General features: G+C 59.4%; 20 protein-coding genes and 1 tRNA gene. 7 read left to right on the plus strand and 14 right to left on the minus strand.

Features of this window, described 5'->3' with window-relative positions; translation table 11 throughout:
- Nucleotides 1-30 precede the first annotated feature (30 nt).
- The 4 genes from DY251_RS03875 to DY251_RS03890 all read right to left on the minus strand — a co-directional run bounded on the left by DY251_RS03875 (nucleotide 31) and on the right by DY251_RS03890 (nucleotide 3,116).
- The gene (locus DY251_RS03875; protein WP_116622552.1) at nucleotides 31-957 is read right to left on the minus strand and encodes a cytochrome c; all 927 of its coding nucleotides are present in this window, start codon (nucleotides 955-957) and stop codon (nucleotides 31-33) included.
- Nucleotides 958-969: 12 nt separating this feature from the next.
- Entirely contained in the window at nucleotides 970-1,401 is a 432-nt protein-coding gene (locus DY251_RS03880) for a c-type cytochrome (protein ID WP_116622553.1), read from the minus strand.
- A gap of 168 nt (nucleotides 1,402-1,569) precedes the next feature.
- Complete coding sequence (locus DY251_RS03885) at nucleotides 1,570-2,166, minus strand: superoxide dismutase (RefSeq protein ID WP_116622554.1); 597 nt, start codon at nucleotides 2,164-2,166, stop codon at nucleotides 1,570-1,572.
- 80 nt (nucleotides 2,167-2,246) lie between these two features.
- Nucleotides 2,247-3,116 carry a branched-chain amino acid aminotransferase gene (locus tag DY251_RS03890; RefSeq protein ID WP_116622749.1) on the minus strand — a complete coding sequence of 290 codons (870 nt, stop codon included), beginning with the start codon at nucleotides 3,114-3,116 and terminating at the stop codon, nucleotides 2,247-2,249.
- 247 nt (nucleotides 3,117-3,363) lie between these two features.
- Here DY251_RS03890 and DY251_RS03895 point away from each other — a divergent pair, with 247 nt between their 5' ends.
- On the plus strand, nucleotides 3,364-4,167 hold the full coding sequence (locus DY251_RS03895) for a L,D-transpeptidase (RefSeq protein WP_425373277.1): 804 nt from the start codon (nucleotides 3,364-3,366) through the stop codon (nucleotides 4,165-4,167).
- A gap of 70 nt (nucleotides 4,168-4,237) precedes the next feature.
- Here the strand turns inward: DY251_RS03895 and DY251_RS03900 are convergent, their stop codons facing one another.
- The gene (locus tag DY251_RS03900) at nucleotides 4,238-5,758 is read right to left on the minus strand and encodes a helicase HerA-like C-terminal domain-containing protein (RefSeq protein WP_116622556.1); all 1,521 of its coding nucleotides are present in this window, start codon (nucleotides 5,756-5,758) and stop codon (nucleotides 4,238-4,240) included.
- Between the two features lie 161 nt (nucleotides 5,759-5,919).
- On the opposite strand from DY251_RS03900, the gene DY251_RS03905 reads away from it, so the two are divergent.
- Both DY251_RS03905 and scpA read left to right on the plus strand, forming a co-directional pair.
- Nucleotides 5,920-7,371 (plus strand): methylmalonyl-CoA mutase subunit beta, encoded by a 1,452-nt coding sequence (locus tag DY251_RS03905; RefSeq protein WP_116622557.1) that lies wholly within the window; start codon nucleotides 5,920-5,922, stop codon nucleotides 7,369-7,371.
- Entirely contained in the window at nucleotides 7,368-9,485 is a 2,118-nt protein-coding gene (gene scpA / locus DY251_RS03910; RefSeq protein WP_116622558.1) for a methylmalonyl-CoA mutase, read from the plus strand. The genes DY251_RS03905 and scpA overlap by 4 nt, the downstream gene beginning before the upstream one ends.
- Before the next feature lie 150 nt (nucleotides 9,486-9,635).
- Here scpA and DY251_RS03915 read toward each other — a convergent pair whose 3' ends face one another.
- Together DY251_RS03915 and DY251_RS03920 are read right to left on the minus strand one after the other, a co-directional pair.
- Nucleotides 9,636-10,109 (minus strand): GreA/GreB family elongation factor, encoded by a 474-nt coding sequence (locus DY251_RS03915; RefSeq protein ID WP_116622559.1) that lies wholly within the window; start codon nucleotides 10,107-10,109, stop codon nucleotides 9,636-9,638.
- Nucleotides 10,110-10,145: 36 nt separating this feature from the next.
- Nucleotides 10,146-11,162, minus strand: coding sequence for an asparaginase (locus DY251_RS03920; protein WP_116622560.1), 1,017 nt, complete (start codon nucleotides 11,160-11,162; stop codon nucleotides 10,146-10,148).
- Nucleotides 11,163-11,319: 157 nt separating this feature from the next.
- Between DY251_RS03920 and betI the strand changes: the two genes are divergently transcribed.
- From betI to DY251_RS03940, 4 genes are all read left to right on the plus strand, one after another.
- On the plus strand, nucleotides 11,320-11,907 hold the full coding sequence (gene betI, locus DY251_RS03925; protein ID WP_116622561.1) for a choline-binding transcriptional repressor BetI: 588 nt from the start codon (nucleotides 11,320-11,322) through the stop codon (nucleotides 11,905-11,907).
- Between the two features lie 11 nt (nucleotides 11,908-11,918).
- Nucleotides 11,919-13,568, plus strand: coding sequence for a choline dehydrogenase (betA, locus tag DY251_RS03930; protein WP_170971316.1), 1,650 nt, complete (start codon nucleotides 11,919-11,921; stop codon nucleotides 13,566-13,568).
- A gap of 9 nt (nucleotides 13,569-13,577) precedes the next feature.
- Nucleotides 13,578-15,041: a betaine-aldehyde dehydrogenase gene (gene betB / locus DY251_RS03935; RefSeq protein ID WP_116622563.1), complete on the plus strand. Its 1,464-nt coding sequence runs from the start codon at nucleotides 13,578-13,580 to the stop codon at nucleotides 15,039-15,041.
- A 121-nt stretch (nucleotides 15,042-15,162) separates the two neighbouring features.
- A tRNA-Pro gene (locus DY251_RS03940) sits at nucleotides 15,163-15,239 on the plus strand.
- Nucleotides 15,240-15,288: 49 nt separating this feature from the next.
- Here the strand turns inward: DY251_RS03940 and DY251_RS21230 are convergent.
- The 7 genes from DY251_RS21230 to DY251_RS03975 all read right to left on the minus strand — a co-directional run bounded on the left by DY251_RS21230 (nucleotide 15,289) and on the right by DY251_RS03975 (nucleotide 22,665).
- A complete protein-coding gene (locus DY251_RS21230; RefSeq protein WP_137113448.1) occupies nucleotides 15,289-16,068 on the minus strand; it encodes a hypothetical protein in 780 nt (259 codons plus the stop codon).
- A 249-nt stretch (nucleotides 16,069-16,317) separates the two neighbouring features.
- Entirely contained in the window at nucleotides 16,318-16,623 is a 306-nt protein-coding gene (locus DY251_RS03950; protein WP_116622565.1) for a YdeI/OmpD-associated family protein, read from the minus strand.
- A 6-nt stretch (nucleotides 16,624-16,629) separates the two neighbouring features.
- Nucleotides 16,630-17,241, minus strand: coding sequence for a glutathione S-transferase family protein (locus DY251_RS03955; RefSeq protein WP_116622566.1), 612 nt, complete (start codon nucleotides 17,239-17,241; stop codon nucleotides 16,630-16,632).
- 28 nt (nucleotides 17,242-17,269) lie between these two features.
- A complete protein-coding gene (locus tag DY251_RS03960; protein WP_116622567.1) occupies nucleotides 17,270-18,883 on the minus strand; it encodes an ABC transporter ATP-binding protein in 1,614 nt (537 codons plus the stop codon).
- 1 nt (nucleotide 18,884) lies between these two features.
- A complete protein-coding gene (locus tag DY251_RS03965; RefSeq protein WP_116622568.1) occupies nucleotides 18,885-20,018 on the minus strand; it encodes an ABC transporter permease in 1,134 nt (377 codons plus the stop codon).
- Nucleotides 20,011-20,934 carry an ABC transporter permease gene (locus tag DY251_RS03970; RefSeq protein WP_116622569.1) on the minus strand — a complete coding sequence of 308 codons (924 nt, stop codon included), beginning with the start codon at nucleotides 20,932-20,934 and terminating at the stop codon, nucleotides 20,011-20,013. Before DY251_RS03970 ends, DY251_RS03965 begins: the two co-directional genes overlap by 8 nt.
- 135 nt (nucleotides 20,935-21,069) lie before the next feature.
- Nucleotides 21,070-22,665: a peptide ABC transporter substrate-binding protein gene (locus DY251_RS03975; protein ID WP_116622570.1), complete on the minus strand. Its 1,596-nt coding sequence runs from the start codon at nucleotides 22,663-22,665 to the stop codon at nucleotides 21,070-21,072.
- Nucleotides 22,666-22,737 lie beyond the last annotated feature (72 nt).

A 22,737-nucleotide genomic window follows, 5' to 3' on the forward strand; every position in this document is an offset into this window, starting at 1 on the left:
GAGATTGAAACCGGCAAGCATCCCGGCGCCTCAATACCCGTTTGCCTGAGCGGGCACGGCCTTCAAATACGCTGCGATTGCCTCGCGATCTGCGGCGGGCAGCTGTGCCATATTCTTCTGTACTGCCACCATCGCGCCGCCGACTGAATCGAACTCCGGCGTAAAGCCCGTTTCGAGATAGGTCACAATATCGCCCGCCGACCATGAGCCGATGCCCTGCTCGCTTGGCGTAATATTCGGCACTTTGCCATTGCCTTCCGCCGCCACTGCACCAGCCAGCCAGCGGCCCTTATCCGACCCGCCTGCCAGATTGCGCGGCGTGTGGCACTCGCCGCAATGGCCCGGCCCTTCGACCAGATATTGCCCGGCATGTGCCGCCTCCGGCGCGTCGGCGGGCAGCGCGATTGCGGGATTGGGGCTGAGGAAGAGCAACTTCCACAACCCCAACCCTCTCCGCACGCTAAACGGAAATGACAGTTGATTTTCCGCCGCCTTGCCCTGCACGGCGGGCAGCGTCTTCATAAACGCGTAGAGGTCGGCAATATCCTCCGGCTTCATGCGAATATACGAAGCATAGGGGAACGCCGGATAAAAATGCTGTCCGTCTGGCGATACGCCCCTCAGCATCGCATTGCCGAAATCCGCAGCCGACCACTTCCCGATCCCATCATTCGGATCGCTGGAAATATTGGGCGGCACGAATGTTCCAAATGGCGTCTTCAACTCAAGACCGCCCGCCAGTTCCAGCCGCGCATCGCCTTCGGATTTTGGGCGGGCATGGCACGAGGTACACCCGCCCGCCCAGAAAATGCGTTCGCCGCGCGTCGCGTCACCCTTGTCGAGCAGTGCCACCGTCTGTGCATCCAGCCGTTGCGGCTCGGTCAAAAACCAAAACGCCGCCGCGCCCACCACGCCAGCGATGACGACTGCCAGTCCTGCGGCTTTCGCAAAACGCACGGCAAGCGGCCCTTATTTCTTGATGCGATAGACCTCGTGGCAGGCCGAGCATTCCTTGCCGATCGTGCCGACCGTTGCCTGCAACGCGGCAAGATCGGCGGGCGGCGAAGCAACTGCTGCATCGGCTACCGTTTTGAACTTCGCTGCTTCGGCCTTGAACGCGGCGTTATCTTCCCAAATCTTGGGCGAGGTTTCGTCGGTGTTTGAACCAGCAGGCCAAAGAGCATCCACGTTCAGCCCTTTTTCAGCGTTTGCATCAAGTGTTTGCAAGGCAGCAAGCGTTGCCGCGGCGTCGAACGGCGTCTCCCCTTTCACCATTTTGACGAGGCCACCCACGATTTTTCCACGCTCTTTCATGAGTGCTTCGCGATCGTCCTTCGGATCGGCGTGAACCGCGCCAGCGGTCAGGGCTATGGCGGAAAGGGCGAGAAGTAATTTGCGCATTTATACCTCCGGTTGCTTTTGGCTGCCTGGGCTATCGATTGAATGCGCGAGCGCGCACGTGGATGTAACGCTAAACCTGCACGATTTTTTCCCGCGTATTATGTCAATCTTGCGTTATCCCAAAAAAAAGCCCCGCCGAAGCGGGGCCTTCCTGTTCGTCGGCGCAAATCACGCCTTTTCGTAGAGTTCCAGAACCGAATCCCAATTGATCAGGCTGTCAACATACGCTTCCAGATATTTCGGGCGCGCGTTGCGATAGTCGATGTAATAGGAGTGTTCCCACACATCGACGCCGAGGATCGGCTTGGCGCCATGCACCAGCGGGTTTTCGCCGTTCGGCGTCTTGGAAATTTCCAGCTTGCCGTCCTTCACCGATACCCATGCCCAGCCGGAGCCAAACTGTGTCGTGCCGGCGGCGATGAAGTCAGCCTTGAACTTGTCGTAGCCGCCGAGGTCACTATCGATAGCTTTCTGCAACTTGGCTGGCAGCTTGTTGCCGCCGCCACCCTTCTTCATCCACTTCCAGAACAGGATGTGGTTGTAGTGTTGCGCGGCATTGTTGAAGAGGCCCGGATTCTTGCCAAACGACTTCAATACGACTTCTTCCACCGGCAGATCGCTCATGCCCGCTTCTGCGGCCAGCTTGTTGCCGTTGTCGACATATGCCTTGTGGTGCTTGTCGTGGTGATATTCCAGCGTTTCCTTCGACATGTAGGGCTGGAGAGCCTCATAATCGTATGGAAGTTCCGGCAATACGAAAGCCATTGTTGTAACTCCTCTTTCATGTTTGCGGCCTGAGCCGAATTCAAATTTCCGCGCGCCAGCCGGTGAGCGACCACTCCGTCCTATGCAGAATGCGCCCACTCCCAATAGAGTTCCCGCGCTTTCTTGGCTACTGGTCCGGGCTGCAGATCACGATCTTCAATTCGCGTCACCGGAACCACCTTGGAATGGTTGCCCGTCGAGAAAATCTCGTCTGCCTCGCGAAACTCGCGAACCGACAAGGTCTTCTCCACCACCTTTACACCCGCATCCTCCAGCAATCCAAGAACCCGCTTGCGCGTAATCCCCGAAAGGAAGCATCCATTTGCGACCGGCGTGTAAACGACGCCATCTTTTACCATGAAAACGTTGGAAGAGGCGGTTTCCGCGACATTGCCCAGCATGTCCAGCACCAGCGCGTTGTCGAACCCGCGCATTTTCGCTTCGAGAATTGCGCGGCCATTGTTCGGGTAAAGGCATCCGGCCTTCGCGTTCGTCGGCATGGTTTCGAGCGAAGGTCGCCGGAATGGCGACACGCCGATCGAGAAGCCTGTGGGCGGCATCATTGGCGCCTCATAAAGGCACAGGCAGAACCGGCTCGATGCCGGATCGGCTGGCACACCCATATATCCGCCATGCTCTGCCCAATACATCGGCCGCACATACACCGCCGTCTGCCCGTCGAATTTCTTGAAACCGTCCCATGCCAATCCGGCGATTTCATCTGCTTTCATGGTTGGGTGCAGGCCAAGCGCAATCGCGGATGCGTTCACGCGCGCGGCGTGCAAGTCGATGTCGGGCGACACGTTTTCAAACCATCTGCCGCCATCGAAAACGCTTGTGCCAAGCCACATCGCGTGGCTGCGCGGCCCAATCACCGCGACATTGCCCTCGTGCCAGTCACCATCAACGTAGGTCCATGTTTTGCTTTGCGCAGCGACAGAAAGGCTCATGGTCATTCTCTATTGCGTTTTGACAGGGGGATAGCTTTGCCGCAGTTGCCCCGGTCAGCGCAAGAACGAAAGCCGTGCCAGAGGCATCTGGCCCAATGAACTAACTGTTGCGCCGCCGCAACAGTGTGCGCATCAAGCAATTTCCTGCCTTGCTTTCGTCAGAATATGAACGGCCTTGTCCAGCATCGATGCAACCGGGCGCGGGGCCCGTCGTTGAAATGTTTGCACGCGAATAATTGAGTTGAGAATATTGATGACCAAACTTTTTACTGCTTCCATGGATCGACGGCGCTTCCTTTCCTTCACTGCTCTCGGCGTTTCGAGCGTAGCTCTTGCCGGCTGCGCGACAGGCCCGATGTATCCGGATGGCCCGGCGCCTACGCCGCTTCCGCCTCCACCCACCTTCGAGGAATATTCCTTGATGTACGGGCCGCTGGAAGATGGTGGTTTTCAGATTCCTGCCGTTCCTTACACGCAGATCGATCAGCAATTCTTGCGACAGGTTGTTGCCAACACCACCGGTCAGAAGCCCGGCACCATCGTTGTGGATACGCTCGGCCACAATCTCTATTTCACCCTGCCCGGCGGACAGGCCGTGCGCTATGGCGTCGGCCTTGGTCGCGCTGGCTTCGAATGGGCTGGCGCAGGCGTGATCCAGTGGAAGCAGAAGTGGCCCAAATGGACGCCGCCAGATGAGATGATCGCGCGCGATCCCAAGCTGGAAAAGTTCAGCGTTCGCAATGGCGGCCAGCCCGGCGGCCTCAAGAACCCGCTCGGCGCGCGTGCGCTCTATATTTTCCAGAACGGCGAAGACACGCTGTTCCGCGTCCACGGCACGCCCGAATGGAAATCCATCGGCAAGTCGGTTTCGTCCGGCTGCGTGCGCATGATCAATCAGGACGTCATCGATCTTTACGAGCGCGTTCCGAACAAGACACCGATCGTGGTGGTCAACGGCCTTGGCTCGCCTATCGTCGAAGACCGCCTGCCAAGCTCGATGCCTATCGATAGCGGCGTGCCAGTGGGGTCAACGCTCATCGGCCCAGCTTAGGGCAACTGACGCACAGGCTCGCGCGACTACCACTCATCCGCCTGCTGGCGGTTGAGTGGTCTAAAAAAACCTACCTTCTCGTCAAACTCCCAAGTATCCCGCGCACGATGGCGCGGCCGACTGATGTGCCCACTGACCGCACGACGGATTTGATCGCCGCCTCCGTCACACTCTGACGGTTCGACGCCCTCGGCGCGCGACCGCGCCTTGTGGGCTTGTCGTCCCCACCCATTCCGGGGATTGTCCAGCCTGTACCAGCGTCCTGCTCGGCTTCTGGCTGCCTGCTCTGCGCGGCGCGCTTTTGCAGCATTTCAAACGCTGATTCCCGATCGACCGTGCGGTCATACTGCCCGGAAACGGGGCTCTGATTTATCACGGCCTGCCGCTCCTGCGGCGTGATTGGTCCCAACCGAGACGATGGCGGGCGGATCAGCGTCCGCTGCACTATTCCCGGCACGCCCTTATCTTCAAGCGTAGAAACCAATGCCTCGCCGGTGCCAAGCTCCGTAATTGCCTTGAAGCAATCGAAATCCGGATTTGGCCGGAACGTATCTGCCGCCACCTTCACGGCTTTTTGTTCGCGCGGGCTATACGCTCGTAGCGCGTGCTGAATGCGGTTGCCAAGCTGCGCGAGAATTGTCTCCGGCACGTCCAGCGGGTTCTGCGTCACGAAATAAACGCCAACGCCCTTGGATCGGATAAGCCGCACCACTTGCTCCACCCGATCGATCAGCGCTTTCGGCGCTTCGTCGAAAAGCAGATGCGCCTCATCGAAGAAGAAAACGAGCCTCGGCTTGTCGGGGTCGCCCACTTCCGGCAATTGCTCGAAAAGCTCGGACATCAGCCACAGCAGGAACGTCGCATAAAGACGTGGATTCATCATGAGCTTGTCGGCGGCCAGCACGCTGATTGCGCCGCGCCCGTCGCGCGTTGTGCGCATGAAATCCGAAATCTGCAGCGCCGGTTCGCCGAAAAAATGATTGCCGCCCTGTTGTTCCAACACCAGCAGTGAACGCTGGATCGCGCCTACGGATGGCTTGGTTACATTGCCGTATCGCGTGCCGATTTCCTTTGCCCGGTCGGCAATATTGGCAAGCAGCGCCTGCAAATCCTTCATGTCCAGCAGCAGCAGACCTTCCTCGTCCGCAATGCGAAACGCGATGTTCAGCACCCCTTCCTGCGCATCCGTGAGGTTCATCAACCGCGAAAGCAGCAGCGGCCCCATTTCGGAAACGGTCGCGCGAATGGGGTGGCCCTGCTGCCCGAACAGATCCCAGAAAATCACCGGAAATTCCTGAAACTCATAGGGCTTGAGCTTCACCTGTTCGGCGCGCTTTATCAGGAAATCCTTCGGCTCGCCCTTCATCGCAATGCCGGAAAGATCGCCCTTGATGTCAGCACAAAACACCGGCACCCCGGCGTTCGAAAATCCTTCAGCAAGAATTTGCAACGTCACGGTTTTGCCTGTGCCCGTCGCGCCTGTCACAATGCCGTGGCGGTTGCCATAGCGCAGCAATAGTTTCTCAGGCCGTTGATAGCGGTCGTCCGGCTTGCGGCTTGCTCCGAGAAAAATGCTGTCTTCAGCCGCCATATATTATTCTCCACCTGTCGAAGCGACGTCACAATTTGCCTTGCTATACTAGGCCGCACGGTGTGCAACAAACCTTTTGGCGCAAAGCGCCTGTGACGTTTTTCAGCTTGCATGGAAGGATGCGCTTTGGCATCCCCATATCTGCTAATGGATCGTGCTCTATGAATGTTAAGTCGTTGCTCAAGGAAGCCGAGTTCGCCCCCGCCGACAAGGAGCGCTGGCTGAAGCTCGCCGAAAAGGCCCTCGCCGGTTCTCCTTTTGAAGAAACATTGGTTTCACACACCGATGACGGACTGCGCATCGAGCCGATATATGAGCGCGCCGTTGATGCACAGGCCCTGCCCCGCAAGCGGCCCGACATGCCGTGGCACATCGTGCAGCGCGTTGACGACACCGATCCGGCGCGCGCCAACGCCCAGGCGCTGGAAGATGTCGAGAACGGCGCAACCGGCCTTTCGCTGGTGTTCGAGCACGCACCGAACTCCTTCGGCTACGGCCTGCCAAACACCAGGGAAGCGCTGGAACGCGCGCTTGATGGCATCCAGCTCAACAAAACCCATGTCCGCGTCGATGTTCACCCAGGCAGCCGCGGCATGGCGGAATGGATGCTGGCGCTGCTCTCCAAGCGCCGTGTCGATCCCAGCAAGCTCAGCCTTTCCTTCGGCATAGACGCCGCCGCGATCTTCGCCAGTGCTGGCTATCTGCGCATGTCCATCGAGGCGCTGAAGGCGTCCATGCCGCAGTCGCTCGCGCATTTCTTCTCGCTCGGTCTGCCCGGCGTGCTGCTCGAAGCGGATGGCCGTGTGTTCCACAACGCGGGCGCAACAGAGGCGCAGGAACTCGGCATTGTTCTTTCAAACGCCACCTCGCACCTGCGGATGTTTGAGGAGGCGAGACAGGCGCTGGTCTATGCCGCGCCGCATATCGGCTTCGCGCTCAGCGTCGATCAGGATCAGTTCATGTCGATCGCGAAGATAAGGGCGTTGCGTAAGCTTTGGTCGCGCATTGCGGAAATGTGTTCCATTCCGCCCTCATGGGCCACTGTTCATGCCGAAACCTCTTATCGCATGATGACCGTGAAAGACCCCGAAACCAACATTCTGCGCACCACAATCGCCGCTTTCGCTGCTGCGGTGGGCGGTGCCGATTCCATCTCTATCCTGCCGCACACGGTCGCGCGCGGCCTGCCGGATGCATTCGCGCGGCGCATCGCGCGCAACCAGCAGCTCATTCTCACCGGCGAAAGCCACATTGATTTCGTGGCCGATCCTGCTCGCGGTGCTGGCGGCATCGAAGCGCTGACCGACGAGCTTTGCGAAGCTGCATGGAAGGAGTTCCAGCAGATCGAAAACGAGGGCGGTGCCTTGAACAGTCTCGCCGAAGGCAAGATTCAGGCACGCGTGCTTGCCTCGCGTGAGCGCCGTGCAGACGCCTATCGCAATGGCCGCGCCATCGTCGGCACCACCATCTTCCCCGCGCCGAAAGAGCGCCCCGTGGAAACACTGCGTGCGGAGCGCCGCCCGCTGGTCGAGCCCACCGCAAATCACGCAAAAATCGTCTGTAGCCGCATCGATCCCGTGCGCATCGACGAGTCGCTGGAAGTCGCATCATGATCCCGGATTTCACCAAGCTCGAATGGCGCGAAGGCGCACGCGAACGCAGCGAGCGCACCGCTGAGCTCTGGCACACGCCAGAGGGTATTCCGGTCAAGCATCTGTACGGCGAGAGCGATCTTGATGGGTTGCGCTTTCTCGACAGTTGGCCGGGCGCTGCGCCTTTCATTCGCGGCCCCTACCCCACAATGTATGTGCAGCAGCCCTGGACCATCCGGCAATATGCGGGCTTCTCCACAGCAGAGGAATCCAACGCCTTCTACCGCCGCAACCTCGCTGCGGGCCAGAAGGGCCTTTCCATCGCTTTCGATCTTGCGACCCATCGCGGTTATGATAGCGACCACCCGCGCGTTGCGGGCGATGTCGGCATGGCTGGCGTGGCTATCGATTCGATCCTCGACATGCGCCAATTATTCGACGGCATTCCGCTCGATCAGATGACCGTGTCCATGACCATGAACGGCGCGGTGCTGCCCATCATGGCGCTTTACATCGTGGCCGCGGAAGAACAGGGCGTTGCGGAAAAAGACCTCGCCGGAACCATTCAGAACGACATTCTGAAGGAGTTCATGGTCCGCAACACCTACATCTACCCGCCAAAGCCCTCGATGCGGATTATTTCGGATATTTTCAGCTACACATCGCAGCGAATGCCGAAATTCAATTCCATCTCGATTTCCGGCTATCACATGCAGGAAGCCGGTGCGACGGCAGATCTCGAACTCGCCTACACCATCGCCGACGGCATCGAATATGCCCGCGCTGGCGTCACTGCCGGGCTGGACATCGATAAATTCGCGCCGCGCCTCTCCTTCTTCTGGGCCATTGGCATGAACTTCTTCATGGAAGTCGCCAAGATGCGCGCCGCGCGCCTGCTATGGGCGGCGCTCATGCAGAAGAACTTCTCGCCCAAGGATGCACGTTCGCTCTCGTTGCGCACGCACTCGCAGACATCCGGCTGGTCGCTCACCGCGCAGGATCCCTACAACAACGTCGCCCGCACCATGATTGAGGCGATGGCCGCGACGCAGGGCCACACGCAATCGCTGCACACTAACTCCTTCGACGAGGCTTTGGCGCTGCCCACCGACCATTCGGCCCGCATCGCGCGCAACACGCAGATCATCCTGCAAAAGGAATCCGGCACTACGCGCATCATCGACCCGTGGGGTGGTTCGGCCTATGTCGAGCGCCTCACGCATGATCTTGCCGCCCGCGCCCTCACCCATATCGAGGAAGTCGAGAGTCTCGGCGGTATGGCCGCCGCCACTGAAAAAGGCATCCCCAAGCTGCGCATTGAAGAGGCTGCGGCCCGCACGCAGGCGCGCATTGATTCCGGCGAGCAGGACCTTGTCGGCGTCAACGCATACAAGCCCGAGAACGACATCGAAATAGATGTTCTCAAGGTGGATAATGCCGAAGTTCGCGCCCGCCAGCTTGCCAAGCTCCAGCAGCTCAAGGGCACGCGTGACGTTGGCGCGGTGGAATCCGCGCTCGCCGCGCTGACGAACGCCGCAAAGGGCGACGGCAATCTGCTGGACTTTGCCGTCAAGGCCGCGCGCGCAAAGGCGACTGTCGGCGAAATCTCGACCGCACTTGAGCGCGTCTTTGGTCGTCACGTAGCTGAAATCCGCACAATTTCCGGCGTTTACCGCAAGGCGCTGGGCGAAAGCGACGTAGTCGACCGCGTGCATGAAAAGGTTGCGGCCTTCGAAAAGCGTCATGGCACCAAGCCGCGCATTCTTGTCGCCAAGATGGGACAGGACGGCCACGATCGCGGGCAGAAAGTCATCGCCACCGCCTTTGCCGATCTGGGCTTCGACGTCACTGTCGGCGCAATGTTCCAGACACCGGAAGAAATCGCCAAGCTCGCCGTCGAGCGCGATGTCCACGTCGTCGGCGCGTCGTCGCTCGCCGCCGGTCACCTGACGCTGGTGCCGGAACTCAAGGCTGCTCTGAAAAAGCTCGGCCGTGAGAATGTTCTCGTGGTCGCAGGTGGCGTCATTCCTCCGCAGGATTACGATGCTGTCTACGCCGCTGGCGCGGTGGAAATTTTCCCGCCCGGCACGGTCATTCCCGACGCCGCCGAACGCCTCATCGACCGGCTGATGTAAGGAATTCCGCCTCTCGCGGTTGCTCCTTTACTCACCCGCCGCTGGTGAAATTGACGAAGACGGCGCGACCGCCTTCTTCGGCGACTTCACCGTTCCGTTGGAATAACCACCACTCAGTCATGCTCGGGCTTGTCCCGAGCATTCGTGGCGCTATTTCGTGTTCAGCTTCACGATTTCCCATTCGCTGTCATTTACAACAGCGACATCGCCAACAGCCTTGCCGAACAGAGCCTTCGCCATGGGCGAAACATGGGAAATTCGGCCCTTTGCCGCGTCGGCTTCGTCCTCGCCAACGATCTTCCAGACGGCTTCCTTGCCTTCCTCGTTGACGATTTTCACCGTCATGCCGAAGCGTACAACCGTTTCATCCGGCTCGGGAATTGAAAGCTCGGCGTTTTCGCGCCGCGCGCTCCAATAGCGCAAGTCGCGATAGGCCAGCGCCATCTGCTCGCGCTCTCCTGCCTTTTCCGCGCGGCCCAGCTCGTCGCGCAGGTGCGACAGGTGCTTGTCGATCTGCGCAAGCCCTTCTTCCGTTACAAGATTTCGCTCCTGGCTAACCGGCCTTTCGCCGATATCCGCCAGTGCAAATTCGTCGTCATCTTCTTTGGTAAAAGCTCTGCTCATTCCATCAACGTAGGCACGAAACTCGCGCTCGGCAAGCTAGATTTGCAATTCTGCGAGTATATCAGCCGGTCGTATTCCACCAACGATTGCGCCGTTGCGATTGCGGATCGGCGGCAGCGCCACAGGTTCGATACGCGTCGCGACATCTGGTTCGTCGGCAAAAAGCTGCGCCACAATGTTTGCGCCTATCGCATCTGCGCCGCGCCCTGCCCCGTCATTGCACTTCACTGCGATGGCCAGCCCGCGTTCGGGAATAACGCCGCAGAACACGCCTTCCGCGCCGCCCTTTACGAAAATCCGGCCCGGCGCAGCCTGCATCATCAGCGTATCCGCCTTGTCTGTGCCGGAAACATAAAACGGATTGTGCATCGCGGCGTTCATCAGCCGCTTTGCGGCCGCTGCGCGATCCGCCGAAAGTCCCTTGCCACCGCCCATTCGCGAAAAGCCGAGCGCCAGGCTTCGCAGCGGCACTGCATAGGTCGGAATCGCGCAGCCATCCACGGCGGCATTCTCGCTGTCATGCGCGATGCCGGTCACGTCCTGCATCGTTTCGCGGATCATCTGCTGGAATGGATGCCCAAACCCGACATAGCCGTGATGGTCCATCCCGCAATGGACACACACGCCCAGGAACCCCGAATGCTTGCCGGAACAATTATTGTGCAACTGGTTCGGCGCACCGCCGGCGCGCGCCAGCGCGATTTCCGACGCGTGGTCGGAAGGCCAGTGCGTGCCGCATTCCAGCGCGCTTTCATCCAGTCCGAGTTTCGCCAGCATTGCCGCCGCGCGTTCCACATGCGCCGGCTCGCCGACATGCGACGCGCAGGCCATTGCCAGATCGGCGTCCTGAAAGCCGAGCGCATCCGCCGCGCCAGTCTCGATCAGCGGCAGCGCCTGCATGGATTTCACCGCCGAGCGCGGAAACAGCAGGCGGTCCACATCGCCGATTTCAACCACCGGCTTGCCGTCGAAATCATAGATCGCAATCGCGCCGCGATGACGGCTTTCGACAAAATCGCCGCGCGTCACTTCCAGCAATACCGGATCACTCATTCTAAAACCTCGGACACGTTTCCTGCGCTGTGCCCTAGCGCCGTTGTGATGCGCGGTCCAGTGCAATGTACCCCGTCGCAACGCGGAAAATCATACACCGCGATTTTTTATTGATTGATCAGTCAATAAAAAGCTAGAACGGCTGAGGAGGTCGCTCATGCCCAAGCTTGGTATGCCGCCGCTCAGGCGCAAGGAATTGATTGACGCCGCTATCCTGACCATCGGAGAGCGCGGAACGCTCGATGTAACCATGACGGATATTGCCGGTCGCGCCGGTGTGTCGTCTGCGCTTGCGCATCATTATTTCGGTGCGAAAGATGAGCTTTTGCAAGCCACGATGCGCCAGCTATTGGCAGACCTGACTGTTGAAATGCAGCAGGCGCTCGGCCGTGCCGCCTCGCCGCGCGAGCGCATCTCCGCCATCGTGAACGTCAACTTTTCGGTCGGCCAGTTCCGCCCGGAAGTGGTCGCCGCTTGGCTGGCATTTTATGTCGAGGCCCAGCGTTCCCCTCCGCTTCGCCGCTTGCTGCGCATCTATGTTCGCCGTCTGAGATCCAACCTCATGAGCGGCCTCACCCCGCTGGTTTCGCGCAATCAGGCAGACATTATGAGCGAAGGCATCGCAGCCCTGATCGACGGTTTTTACATCCGTCGTGCGCTCAAGGATGGCCTGCCGAACCCGCGCGGCGCGGCAGCCGTCATTGAGCACTATGTGAAAGCCTGTTTGTCGAGCCAGCCTGCATGACCCTGCCTGCCATCGAAGCTGATTACGTGATTGTCGGCTCCGGTTCTGCCGGGTCGGCAATGGCCTATCGCCTGTCGGAAGACGGGCGCTACTCGGTCATTGTAATCGAATATGGCGGCAGTGACATCGGCCCGTTCATCCAGATGCCCTCGGCGCTGTCCTTCCCCATGAATATGAGCCGATATGATTGGGGCCTCGGCACCGAGCCCGAACCGAACCTTGGCGGGCGCAGATTGGTCACGCCGCGCGGCAAGGTGATCGGCGGTTCATCTTCCATCAACGGCATGGTCTATGTGCGCGGCCACGCGCGCGATTTCGACCATTGGGCCGACGAAGGCGCAACCGGCTGGAGCTTTTCGGACGTATTGCCTTACTTCAAGCGCATGGAACATGCCGCCGGTGGCGAAGACGGTTGGCGCGGCACGAGCGGCCCGCTTTATGTGCAGCGCGGCGCGCGGCAAAATCCGCTCTATCAGGCGTTCATTGATGCGGGCCAAGAGGCGGGCTTCGAAGTCACCCCAGACTACAACGGCGCGAAGCAGGAAGGCTTCGGTCCGATGGAGCAAACCATCCACGGCGGTCGCCGGTGGTCTGTGGCCAGTGCCTATTTGCGGCCTGCGCTCAAGCGCAAAAATGTGAGTCTTGTCAGCGGTTTCGCGCGGCGCGTAGTGGTGGAGAATCAACGCGCAATCGGCGTCGAGATCGACGTTCGCAAACAGATTCAACTTGTTCGTGCAAAACGTGAAGTCGTGCTTGCCGCCTCGTCCATCAATTCGCCCAAGCTGCTCATGCTGTCGGGCATTGGCCCCGCCGCGCATTTGCGTGAACATGGCATTGATGTCGTCGCAGATCGCCCCGGCGTCGGACAGAATTTGCAGGACCATCTGGAGCTGTACATACAGCAGGAATCCACCCAGCCGATCACCCTCTATTCGGTGCTGAATCCGTTCTCCAAGGCGCTCATCGGCGCGCAATGGCTGTTCTTCAAAACCGGACTCGGCGCAACCAACCATTTCGAAGCTGCCGCCTTTGTGCGTTCCGCGCCGGGCGTGGAATATCCAGACATTCAGTATCATTTCCTGCCTGCCGCCATTCGCTACGATGGCAAGGCCGCAGCCAATTCGCATGGTTTTCAGGCGCATGTCGGCCCAATGCGATCAAAGTCGCGCGGCTCCATCACGCTGCGCTCGCCCGATCCCTGGGAAAAGCCAGTCATTCGCTTCAACTATATGTCGCATCCGGATGACTGGACGGAGTTCCGCCATTGCATCCGGCTCACGCGTGAGATCTTCGGCCAGCAGGCGTTCGACGCTTATCGCGGACGCGAGATTTCCCCTGGCCCGGATGTCCAGACCGACGCCCAGCTCGACACCTTCATTCGCGAACATGCTGAAAGCGCGTTTCACCCTTGCGGCACCTGCAAGATGGGGCGCGCGAGTGACCCGATGGCAGTTGTCGATCCCGAGTGCCGCGTCATAGGCGTTGAGGGTCTGCGTGTCGCGGACTCGTCTATCTTTCCGCGCGTCACCAATGGCAATCTGAACGCGCCGTCCATAATGACCGGTGAGAAAGCCGCCGACCACATTCTTGGACGCGCCATGCTCGCACCGTCAAATCAGGAACCATGGATCAATCCGCGCTGGCGCGAGTCGGACCGATAGGAGGAAGCGATGAAGGCACAGCCCAAAGGCTCGCACTACATCAACGGTCGTTATGTCGAAGACACTGCGGGCGACCCGATAGATTTGGTCTACGCCGCGACCGGCGAGACTATCGCCCGTCTTCATGCGGCCACGCCCGCCATCATCCAGCAGGCGCTGGAAGCCGCGCATAAGGCACAGGCCGAATGGGCGCGCCTCAAGCCCGTTGACCGTGGCCGCATTCTGCGCCGTGCCGCCGATCTTCTGCGCGCTAAAAACGACGAGCTTGCCCGTATTGAAACCCTGAACACGGGCCGCGCTATTCAGGAAACGCTGGTAGCCGACTCCGCTTCCGTCGCCGATGCGCTGGAGTTTTTCGCAGGCGCCGTCGCCACCTTCAATGGCGAGTTTTTCGATCTTGGCGGCCCGTTCGGCTACACCCGCCGCGAAGCGCTCGGCGTTTGCGCGGGCATAGGCGCGTGGAACTATCCGATACAGGGCGCGGGCTGGAAGTCCGGCCCTGCCCTGGCGATGGGCAATGCGATGGTGTTCAAGCCGTCAGAAGCCGCGCCGCTCTCCGCCCTCGCATTGGCCGAACTCTACACGGAAGCCGGTTTGCCGGATGGCCTGTTCAACGTCATTCAGGGGCGCGGCCCGGTTGGCTCTGCACTTGCCAGCCATGATCTCGTTGCGAAAATCTCCTTCACCGGCTCCGTGCCAACGGGCAAGAAAGTGCTGGCGCTTGCCGGTTCGCACATGAAGCACGCCACGATGGAGCTTGGCGGCAAGTCGCCGCTCATCATCTTTGAAGACGCCGACATTGAAAACGCCGTTGGCGGCGCGATGATGGCGAATTTCTACTCTACCGGACAGGTCTGCTCGAACGGCACGCGCGTCTTCGTTCACGAAGCCATTCAGGGCAAGTTCCTCGACCGTCTCACGGAACGCACCAAGGCCATCCGCATCGGCGACCCGCTCGATCCTGAAACGCAGATGGGACCGCTCATCAACAAGATGCAATACGACAAGGTGCTCGGCTATATCGAGATCGGCAAGGCCGATGGCGCAACCCTGCATTATGGCGGCGGCGTGCCCAAATTGCAGGGCTTCGAAAATGGCTATTTCGTCGAGCCGACCATATTCTCGGACGTTCAGGACGATATGCGCATCGCGCGTGAGGAAATCTTCGGCCCGGTCATGAGCGTGCTGTCCTTCCGCGATGAGGACGAAGCCGTTACCCGCGCCAACGACACGCCGTTCGGCCTTTCGGCTGGAGTTTTCACGCGTGACCTTCCGCGCGCGCATCGCGTCATCGGGCAGCTGCAGGCAGGCACCTGCTGGATCAACAATTACAATCTCACGCCCGTTGAAATGCCGTTCGGCGGCTACAAGCAATCCGGCATTGGGCGCGAAAACGGCATGGCCGCCCTCGCCCACTATTCGCAGCTCAAATCGGTCTACGTCGAAACCGGCGATGTGGTCGCGTCATTTTGATAAAGCGTATCGGCGGCTTTGAATTTCGAGCCCTTAGGGCTGTACAGATTTTTCCCGCAAGAGAACAATCTTCTCCCTTGCGGGGTCGCAATGTGGCGGATATAAGCCCGCCATCTGGTCGCGGAGTGTAGCGCAGCCTGGTAGCGCACCTCGTTCGGGACGAGGGGGTCGCAGGTTCGAATCCTGCTACTCCGACCAGAAAAATCAAAGCTTTATCGCTCTCATCTGCGCGCCGACGATTTTCCGTCTAGGCGTCCCACGAGACTTGAGACTTTTTTTGAGCATTTCGAAACCACCGCGCAATAGAAGACTTCTCACTAAACGGCTCGCTCATTCTTCGATTTAGGATTCTTTCTTCCCAAAACTCGGCAAAGTCTTCAGGTTCGTCGTGATGGGTTTTAGGATTGCTCATTTCCTTCAAAGCATGGAGAGGCGATCGAGCAATGATATCCGCTACCTGTTGTTGACGTTCGGCGCGGTGGGCAGCGACAGAGTAGACGGCGGCATCGTCGGCAGTACGGGCAGCAGCGGCGGCATAAGCGGCCGCAGCGGCGGTATGAGCGGCGGTAGCTGCGGCATGGGCGGCGGCAGCGAGGGCATGAGCGGCGGCGGCAGCAAAGGCAATATTGACGACTGCTTCGGAGGCGGCATGGGCCGCTTTATAGGCGGCAACATCGGCGAAATCGGTGGCGGAATCGGCGTCACGATAGGCGGCGGCGCGGGCTACGCGCGCGGTAAGGGTGGCTTCATGCAATTCAACCGTATCGTCACCAGCCAACCATTGCTCAATCGCGGCAGCGCTGGCGTGGACGCGTCTGGCAGTGCTGGCGTGGACGCGCTGGTCTGCTATGTGCTTGGAAGCCCGTTTGACAGCCGGCATAACCAGTGAAACGACAAACCGACGATCACCAATGCACGGTGTCGCCAATAGGGTATCTTGTGCGCCGCTGGCCTCGGCTATGTCGCCAAAACTAACTTTCACTGACATGTCGGGCGGGTAGACAAAAGCATTCAAAAGCTTCGCCAAACCCTCCCCGCATGGCGAGTGATCGCGGATCTTCTGGAGGGTGATAAGGTGATTAGTCAACGCTGTATCCTGAGACTTGGTACCATGCACAGCGCATGCGATGATTCTTGGGCTGTTCCAAGCGCCTCTAGTCAGTGCAATTGTCTCTTCCCACCCGTCTGGGCTAAGAAAAATCGGCCCAGTAGTCGTCGGCTTCCGCGGACCGGGCCTACCGCTGCACGTAACATAGTTAGCGCCAAATCCCTGTCGTCAGCTCTTCGCTTTCTTGTCGATCAGCACAGCCTGTTGCCACGCGCTCGGCGCTTTGTCGGTTCGGTGGATACAACCCACCCAGCAACAAGGGCGCTTTTTGCCCTCGATCAGTTCCTCGCATGTCCGCAAAATGCGGCGCTCGCGCGTCTTTGGCTGTTTCGCGTCTTCCACCCAGCAGATGAATTCGTTCCGGCCAATCGGCGTCAGCTTTTCCCAAAGCCCGAATAATTCCGGGTCCGAGCGCAGCGCCTTCTGAAGGTCTTCGCCCGCCTCGTGGACGGTTCCATGTGGAAAATCCTTCAAAAGTCTTTACGCCGCTGATTCACGCAGCACCGCCTGCACGTCTGCGTCCTTTTCCATGCTGGCGAAAAGTCGCGCAATGTTCGGATATTCCTTCCATGATTTCGGCGTGCGGACAGACCAGCGCGACATGATGAATGCATAGGCATCCGCGACCGTCCGGCGATTCCGGTAAACGTGTTCGCTGTCACCGATCAGCTCGTCCAGATAGGTCATCACGCGGTCGATGCGCGCGAACGACGCCTTGCGCACGTTGTCCAGGGCCGTCTCGCTGTGATCGACCGTATAGCGCTGCGGTCCGAAGAACGGCCAGTATGCAGGATGGAAATCGCCGGTCAGGAACGACATTGTTTCGGCATATTCGAAGCGGCCCAGAATATTATCGTCCGCACCGAGATTGGCCTCCGGGTGCTTCTCCACGATGTAGCCGAATATTGCGTCAGCCTGTGTCATCGCGCGCTTGCCGCCAATGTCGAGCGCCGGAACTTGCGCCAGCGGGTTCACCTTCTTGAACTCAGCCGAGGCGTAATCCGCCTTTTGAACCTCGAAATCAGCCTTCGCCCATTTCAGTGCAATCCAGCAGGCGAGAGCGCATGTGCCCGGTGCATAATACAATTTCATCACGAATCCTCATGAGGTCTGTTGAAATCTAAACTTCTGCGCGAAACCGCGTTGCGTCCAGTGCGGCGGCCATCAGCGTTTGTGTGTAGGCCTCGCGCGGATCGTCGAAAATCTCGTCAGTAGGCCCCTCTTCCACGATCTTCCCTTGTTTCATGACGATGATGTAGTCGGCCATCGCGCGCACCACCGCCAGATCATGACTGATGAACAAATACGACAAATCATTGTCAGCCTGCAGTTTGCGCAAAAGCTCCACGATCTGCTTTTGCACAGAACGATCCAGCGCAGAAGTCGGCTCATCCAGCACCACCACTTTCGGCTTCAGAATCATTGCCCGCGCAATAGCGATGCGCTGCCTTTGCCCGCCTGAAAACTCGTGCGGATAGCGATTGCGCATCACCGGGTCCAAACCCACCTCGCGCAGCGCTTCCTTCGCGCGTTGGTCGCGCTCCTTGCGCGTCAGGTTCGGCTCGTGAACGCGCAAGCCCTCGGTGATGATTTGCCCCACAGTCATGCGCGGCGAAAGCGAGCCGAACGGATCTTGAAACACAAGCTGCATTTCGTGCCGTAGCGGCCGCATCTGGTCCTTGGTTGCCGTCGAAATATCGCGCCCCTCGAAACGGATGCGCCCTTCGCTCGGCAACAGCCTCAGCAGCGCGCGCCCCAGCGTCGATTTTCCCGATCCAGACTCCCCGACAATCCCGATTGTCTGGCGCTCCTTCAGGATCACATTGATGCGGTCCACCGCACGCAACAGCATCGGCGGTCCTGCCAGAAACCCGCCGCCTATCCTGAATGTCACCTCAACATTGCGCCCATCAAGCATTATTGGTGCGTTCGGCGCGGGGGGTGCCTTGCGTCCGGTCGGCTCCGCCGACAGCAGCATTCTGGTGTAGTCATGCTGCGGCGTCGTGAAAATCTGCTCCGTCGGCCCGCTCTCCACCACTTCGCCGCGCCGCATCACATAAACGCGGTCGGCCAACCTGCGCACGATGCCCAGATCATGCGTGATGAACACGATCGCCGTCCCGAGCTTCTTCTGAAGTTCCGCCAGCAGCACCAAAATCTGCGCTTGAATCGTCACGTCCAGCGCAGTCGTTGGCTCGTCGGCAATCAGCACGTCAGGGTCGTTCGCCAGCGCCATGGCTATCATCACGCGTTGCCGCTGCCCGCCCGACATTTCGTGCGGGTAGGAACCCATGCGCCGCTCCGGGTCGGGAATGTGCACCAGCTTGAGCAAGCGCAGCGCCTCGGCCTTCGCATCTTTCGCACCCAGCCTGCGATGGCGCATGATCGGCTCGATTAGCTGGTTCCCGATTGTGTAGAGCGGATCCAGCGATGTCATCGGCTCCTGGAAAATCATGCTGATCTTCGCGCCACGCACCTTGTTCAGCTCCGATTTCGGCAGCTCCAGCAAATTGCGCCCGCGATATTCAACCGCGCCTGTCGCCTCGCCGTTGGAGGCCAGCAGGCGCATTGCCGCCATCATGGTCTGGCTTTTGCCCGAACCGGATTCGCCAACAATCGCCACCGTCTCGCCTGCCTTCACAACGAGATCGATGCCCTTCACGGCCTCAACCGTCCCGTCCAGCGTCCTGAACGTCACCCGCAGATTTCTCACTTCAAGAACCGTCTCTGCCATGTCAGCGGTCCTTCGGGTCGAGTGCGTCGCGCAGCCCGTCGCCAATGAAATTCAGCGCGAACAGTGTCGAGACGAGGAAAAACGCGGGATAAAGCAGCATCCAGTTGGCGCTGCCGATATTCGCCGCGCCTGCCGAAATCAGCACGCCCCAACTCGTCATCGGTTCCTGAACGCCAAGGCCCAGAAACGACAGGAAGCTTTCAAGCAAAATCACCTGCGGCACCAGCAGCGTCATGTAGATCACCACCGGCCCCAGCAGATTGGGGATCACATGCCGCATTAGAATGCCGGCTTGCGAAACACCCATCGCCTCCGCAGCCTGCACATATTCCTGTCGTCGGATCGAAAGCGCCTGCCCGCGCACGATGCGCGCCATGTCCAGCCACAGAACCGCCCCCACAGCCAGAAACATCAGCACGAAGTTTCGCCCGAAAAACACCACCAGCATGATGACGAAGAAGATGAACGGCAGCGAGTAAAGCACATCGACAATGCGCATCATCACTTCATCCGTCTTGCCGCCTGCAAAGCCCGCCGTCGCGCCGTAGACCACACCGATGGTCACAGCCACCAGTCCCGCCAGCAGGCCAATCGAGAGCGAAATGCGCCCCGCCACCAGCGTTCGCGTAAACAGGTCGCGACCCACATTGTCAGTGCCGAACAGGAAATATTTCTGCATTGTCGCAGCGCTTATCACCGTCTCCAGCCCGTCCGGCGATTTGCTCTCCACCCGTGCATCGTCAAACGTATCGGAGCGGTCGATATAGCGCAGATTCCGGTCATCGAAGGGCTTTGTGGATGTCACCGTGAACACCACGCGCCCGTCCTCCTGCTTCATCTCCTTCATGTCCACGCGCATTCTGCGCGTCACATCGGCCAGCGCGCCCTGAATCATCTCCTGTTGCGGATAGGGCGAAAGGCTCGGCGGCGTGCGCACATAATCAGGGTAGATCGTTGTGTAGGCGTGCGGCGAGAAGAAAGGCCCGAACACGCAAACCAGCGTCATGGCCACCAGATAAAACAGGCTGAACATCGCCGCCTTGTTGGCCTTCAGGCGCAGCCACGCATCGCCCCACAGTGAGCGGCCAAGCGCTTCCGGGTCGGGCGCAGCTTGGGCGTCGGCGAGCTCAGTCATAGCGCACCCTCGGGTCCACCACCGCGTAGAGCAGGTCTACGATCAGGTTGAATATGATGGTGAAAATCGCGATTACCACCACCGTGCCCATCACCAGCGTATAGTCGCGGTTCAGCGCGGCCTGCACGAAATAGCGCCCCACGCCAGGTATCGCGAAAATCGTTTCCACGATGATCGAGCCTGTCAGCAGCGCCGCCGCCGCCGGGCCGGCATAGGAGATGATCGGCAGCAGCGCACCGCGCAGCGCGTGCTTCACCACCACCGACCAGTCCGAAAGCCCCATCGCGCGGGCCGTGCGAATATGGTGCGAGCGCAGCGATTCAATCATCGAGCCGCGCATCAGGCGCGCCACGATTGCCATCTGCGGCAGCGCCAGCGTCAGCACCGGGCCAATCTTGTTCAGCAGCGCGCCATCGCCCCAGCCACCCACCGGCAGCAGTTTCCACGACAGTGCAAACACTAGCTGGATGATCGGCGCGATCACGAAGGTCGGTATTGTGCTGCCGGCCGTCGCCGTCGCGATCACCGCATAGTCCGCCGCCCGGTTCTGGTTCAGCGCTGCGATAATGCCGAGCGTTCCGCCAACCAGCAGCGCCAGCACCAGCGCCGAAGCGCCAAGCTGGATCGAAATCGGCAGCCCTTCGCGGAAAAGCTCCGTCACAGTGAAGTCGGGCAGATTGTAACTTGGGCCGAAATTTCCGTGCAGCAGGTTCTTGAGATAGTGCCAATATTGCAGCCACAGCGGGTCGTTCAGTCCGAATTGCGCTTCCAGATTGGCCTTGATTTCAGGGCTCAGCCCTCGCTCCTGATTGAACGGACCACCCGGCGCGACCCGTATCAGGAAAAACGAAATCGTCACGATTACGAATAGCGTCGGTATCGCCGTCAGCAATCGGCGTATCAGGTATAAGAGCATGATCGCTGCCCCCTGAACCAGTATATCGGGATGCTCGTGCTGCCCATCACCCTTACCCTCTCCCTGTTTACGGGGAGAGGGTAAGGTTGGGGCAGCGCTTCACGTCTGCGCGCCTGGAACGCGCATCTGCGTCAATCACTCAGCCTTGCTGATGAACCTTGTCGGGTGAACGTCCATGACGTTGTCATCAAAACCGGTCAGCTTTGGCGACACGATGTTGTGGAAGCTGTAGTAAAGCAGCGGGATCTGGCCGACATCATCAATCAGCACCCGCTCTGCTTCGCCGAGCAGTTTGAACCGCTCTTCGGGGTTGCCGCCTGCTGCAGCGGCCTTGTCCATCAGTTCTTCAAACTTCGGGCTATCGTAGTTGGAATAATTGTTCCCGCTGGCCTTGCGCGAAATGCCAAGGAAGGTTTCCGGGTCTTGATAGTCCGCGATCCAGCCTGCGCGGGCCACGTCGAAATCGCCCTTCTGTTCAAGATGCGCATAATGCGTCTTGGTGTCGGTATTCAGCAACGTCACCTCGATGCCGAGCGGCTTCAATTGCTCCTGAATCGCCACTGCCGTGTTCTTGTGGTTCTCGGACGTGTTGTACCGAATTTCCATTTTCAGCGGCTTTTCCGGCGTATAGCCGAGCTTTTCCAGCACCGCCTTGGCTTCATCCTCACGATCAATCTGCGATTTGTCCGCAAATTTTGCCATCGCGGATTTGTAGCCCTCGATGCCGGGCGGCACCATCGAATAGCCTGGGAACATTGAATTGTTCCAAACCTTTTCGGCAAGGAAGTCGCGATCTATTGCTTCGGAAATTGCGTTGCGCAGTTCCACATTGTCCCACGGAGCCTTGTCCGTCTTGATGGCGTAATAATATGTGCCGAGATAGGGTGCGACGCGGATCTGGTCGCCGAATTTCGCCTTCAAATCGGCAAGCTGCTCGGTCGGCAAATCGTCATAGCTGTCGAGTTCGCCCGCTTCATAACGCTTCATCGCCGACGAGCGGTCTTCGGTCGGAATGAAGTTGATAACGTCGATCTTCACATTCGCCGCATCGTGGAATTTCGGATTCTTGACCATTTTCAGATGGTCGTTCGGAACCCATTCGGTCAGCGTGAACGCGCCGTTCGAAACCAGCTTGCCCGGCTTGATCCAGTCCGCGCCATCCTTGTCGATGGACGCCTTGTTGACCGGATAGGCCGCCTGGTGCGTCAGCATTTCAAGGAAATACGGCGTCGGTGCTTTCAGGGTGATCTCCAGCGTGTGCGGGTCCACCGCTTTCACGCCCATTTCTTCGGGCTTGGCCTTGCTGGTGTTCACTTCTTCAGCGTTTACAATCGGATAGAGCATCGATGCATATTCAGCGCCCGTTGCCGGGTCTTCCAGGCGGCGGAACGAATAGACGAAATCATCAGCCGTCACCGGGCTGCCATCGGACCAAACAGCGTCGGCGCGCAGCTTGAACGTGTAGGTCTTGCCGTCATCCGAAATCGTCCAGCTTTCGGCCGCGCCGGGTATCAGTCCAGCCTTGGCGTCCTGCATCACCAAACCTTCGAACAGGTCGCGCAGCACATGCGCTTCATAAACTGTCGAGGTCTTGTGCGGGTCGACCGTTTCCGGTTCGGCGGCGCTGCCGCGATTATAAACCACCTCGGCGAAGGCCGGGCTCATGAGCGCGCCACCCGCCAGCACGAGCGAGGTTGCGAATATGGTTGAACGCAGAAGAGTGTGGATCATTGGACTACTCCCTGTTTGCCGCCTGATTTATGGCGGTCAAGATGTACGACGCTAATCGCGCCTGTTCCCATG

Source organism: Mesorhizobium denitrificans, from assembly GCF_003403035.1.
Taxonomy (GTDB): domain Bacteria; phylum Pseudomonadota; class Alphaproteobacteria; order Rhizobiales; family Rhizobiaceae; genus Mesorhizobium_G; species Mesorhizobium_G denitrificans.

What these genes read in the sequence shown, in the direction of transcription:
- DY251_RS03960 (WP_116622567.1), bottom strand. Translation starts at nt 18,883, where the DNA reads ATGGCAGAGACGGTTCTTGAAGTGAGAAATCTGCGGGTGACGTTCAGG.
- DY251_RS03965 (WP_116622568.1), bottom strand. Translation starts at nt 20,018, where the DNA reads ATGACTGAGCTCGCCGACGCCCAAGCTGCGCCCGACCCGGAAGCGCTT.
- DY251_RS03920 (WP_116622560.1), bottom strand. Translation starts at nt 11,162, where the DNA reads ATGAGTGATCCGGTATTGCTGGAAGTGACGCGCGGCGATTTTGTCGAA.
- DY251_RS03915 (WP_116622559.1), bottom strand. Translation starts at nt 10,109, where the DNA reads ATGAGCAGAGCTTTTACCAAAGAAGATGACGACGAATTTGCACTGGCG.
- DY251_RS03975 (WP_116622570.1), bottom strand. Translation starts at nt 22,665, where the DNA reads ATGATCCACACTCTTCTGCGTTCAACCATATTCGCAACCTCGCTCGTG.
- DY251_RS03885 (WP_116622554.1), bottom strand. Translation starts at nt 2,166, where the DNA reads ATGGCTTTCGTATTGCCGGAACTTCCATACGATTATGAGGCTCTCCAG.
- betB (WP_116622563.1), top strand. Translation starts at nt 13,578, where the DNA reads ATGAAGGCACAGCCCAAAGGCTCGCACTACATCAACGGTCGTTATGTC.
- DY251_RS03905 (WP_116622557.1), top strand. Translation starts at nt 5,920, where the DNA reads ATGAATGTTAAGTCGTTGCTCAAGGAAGCCGAGTTCGCCCCCGCCGAC.
- DY251_RS03970 (WP_116622569.1), bottom strand. Translation starts at nt 20,934, where the DNA reads ATGCTCTTATACCTGATACGCCGATTGCTGACGGCGATACCGACGCTA.
- DY251_RS03955 (WP_116622566.1), bottom strand. Translation starts at nt 17,241, where the DNA reads ATGAAATTGTATTATGCACCGGGCACATGCGCTCTCGCCTGCTGGATT.
- DY251_RS03900 (WP_116622556.1), bottom strand. Translation starts at nt 5,758, where the DNA reads ATGGCGGCTGAAGACAGCATTTTTCTCGGAGCAAGCCGCAAGCCGGAC.
- DY251_RS03890 (WP_116622749.1), bottom strand. Translation starts at nt 3,116, where the DNA reads ATGAGCCTTTCTGTCGCTGCGCAAAGCAAAACATGGACCTACGTTGAT.
- DY251_RS03880 (WP_116622553.1), bottom strand. Translation starts at nt 1,401, where the DNA reads ATGCGCAAATTACTTCTCGCCCTTTCCGCCATAGCCCTGACCGCTGGC.
- betI (WP_116622561.1), top strand. Translation starts at nt 11,320, where the DNA reads ATGCCCAAGCTTGGTATGCCGCCGCTCAGGCGCAAGGAATTGATTGAC.
- scpA (WP_116622558.1), top strand. Translation starts at nt 7,368, where the DNA reads ATGATCCCGGATTTCACCAAGCTCGAATGGCGCGAAGGCGCACGCGAA.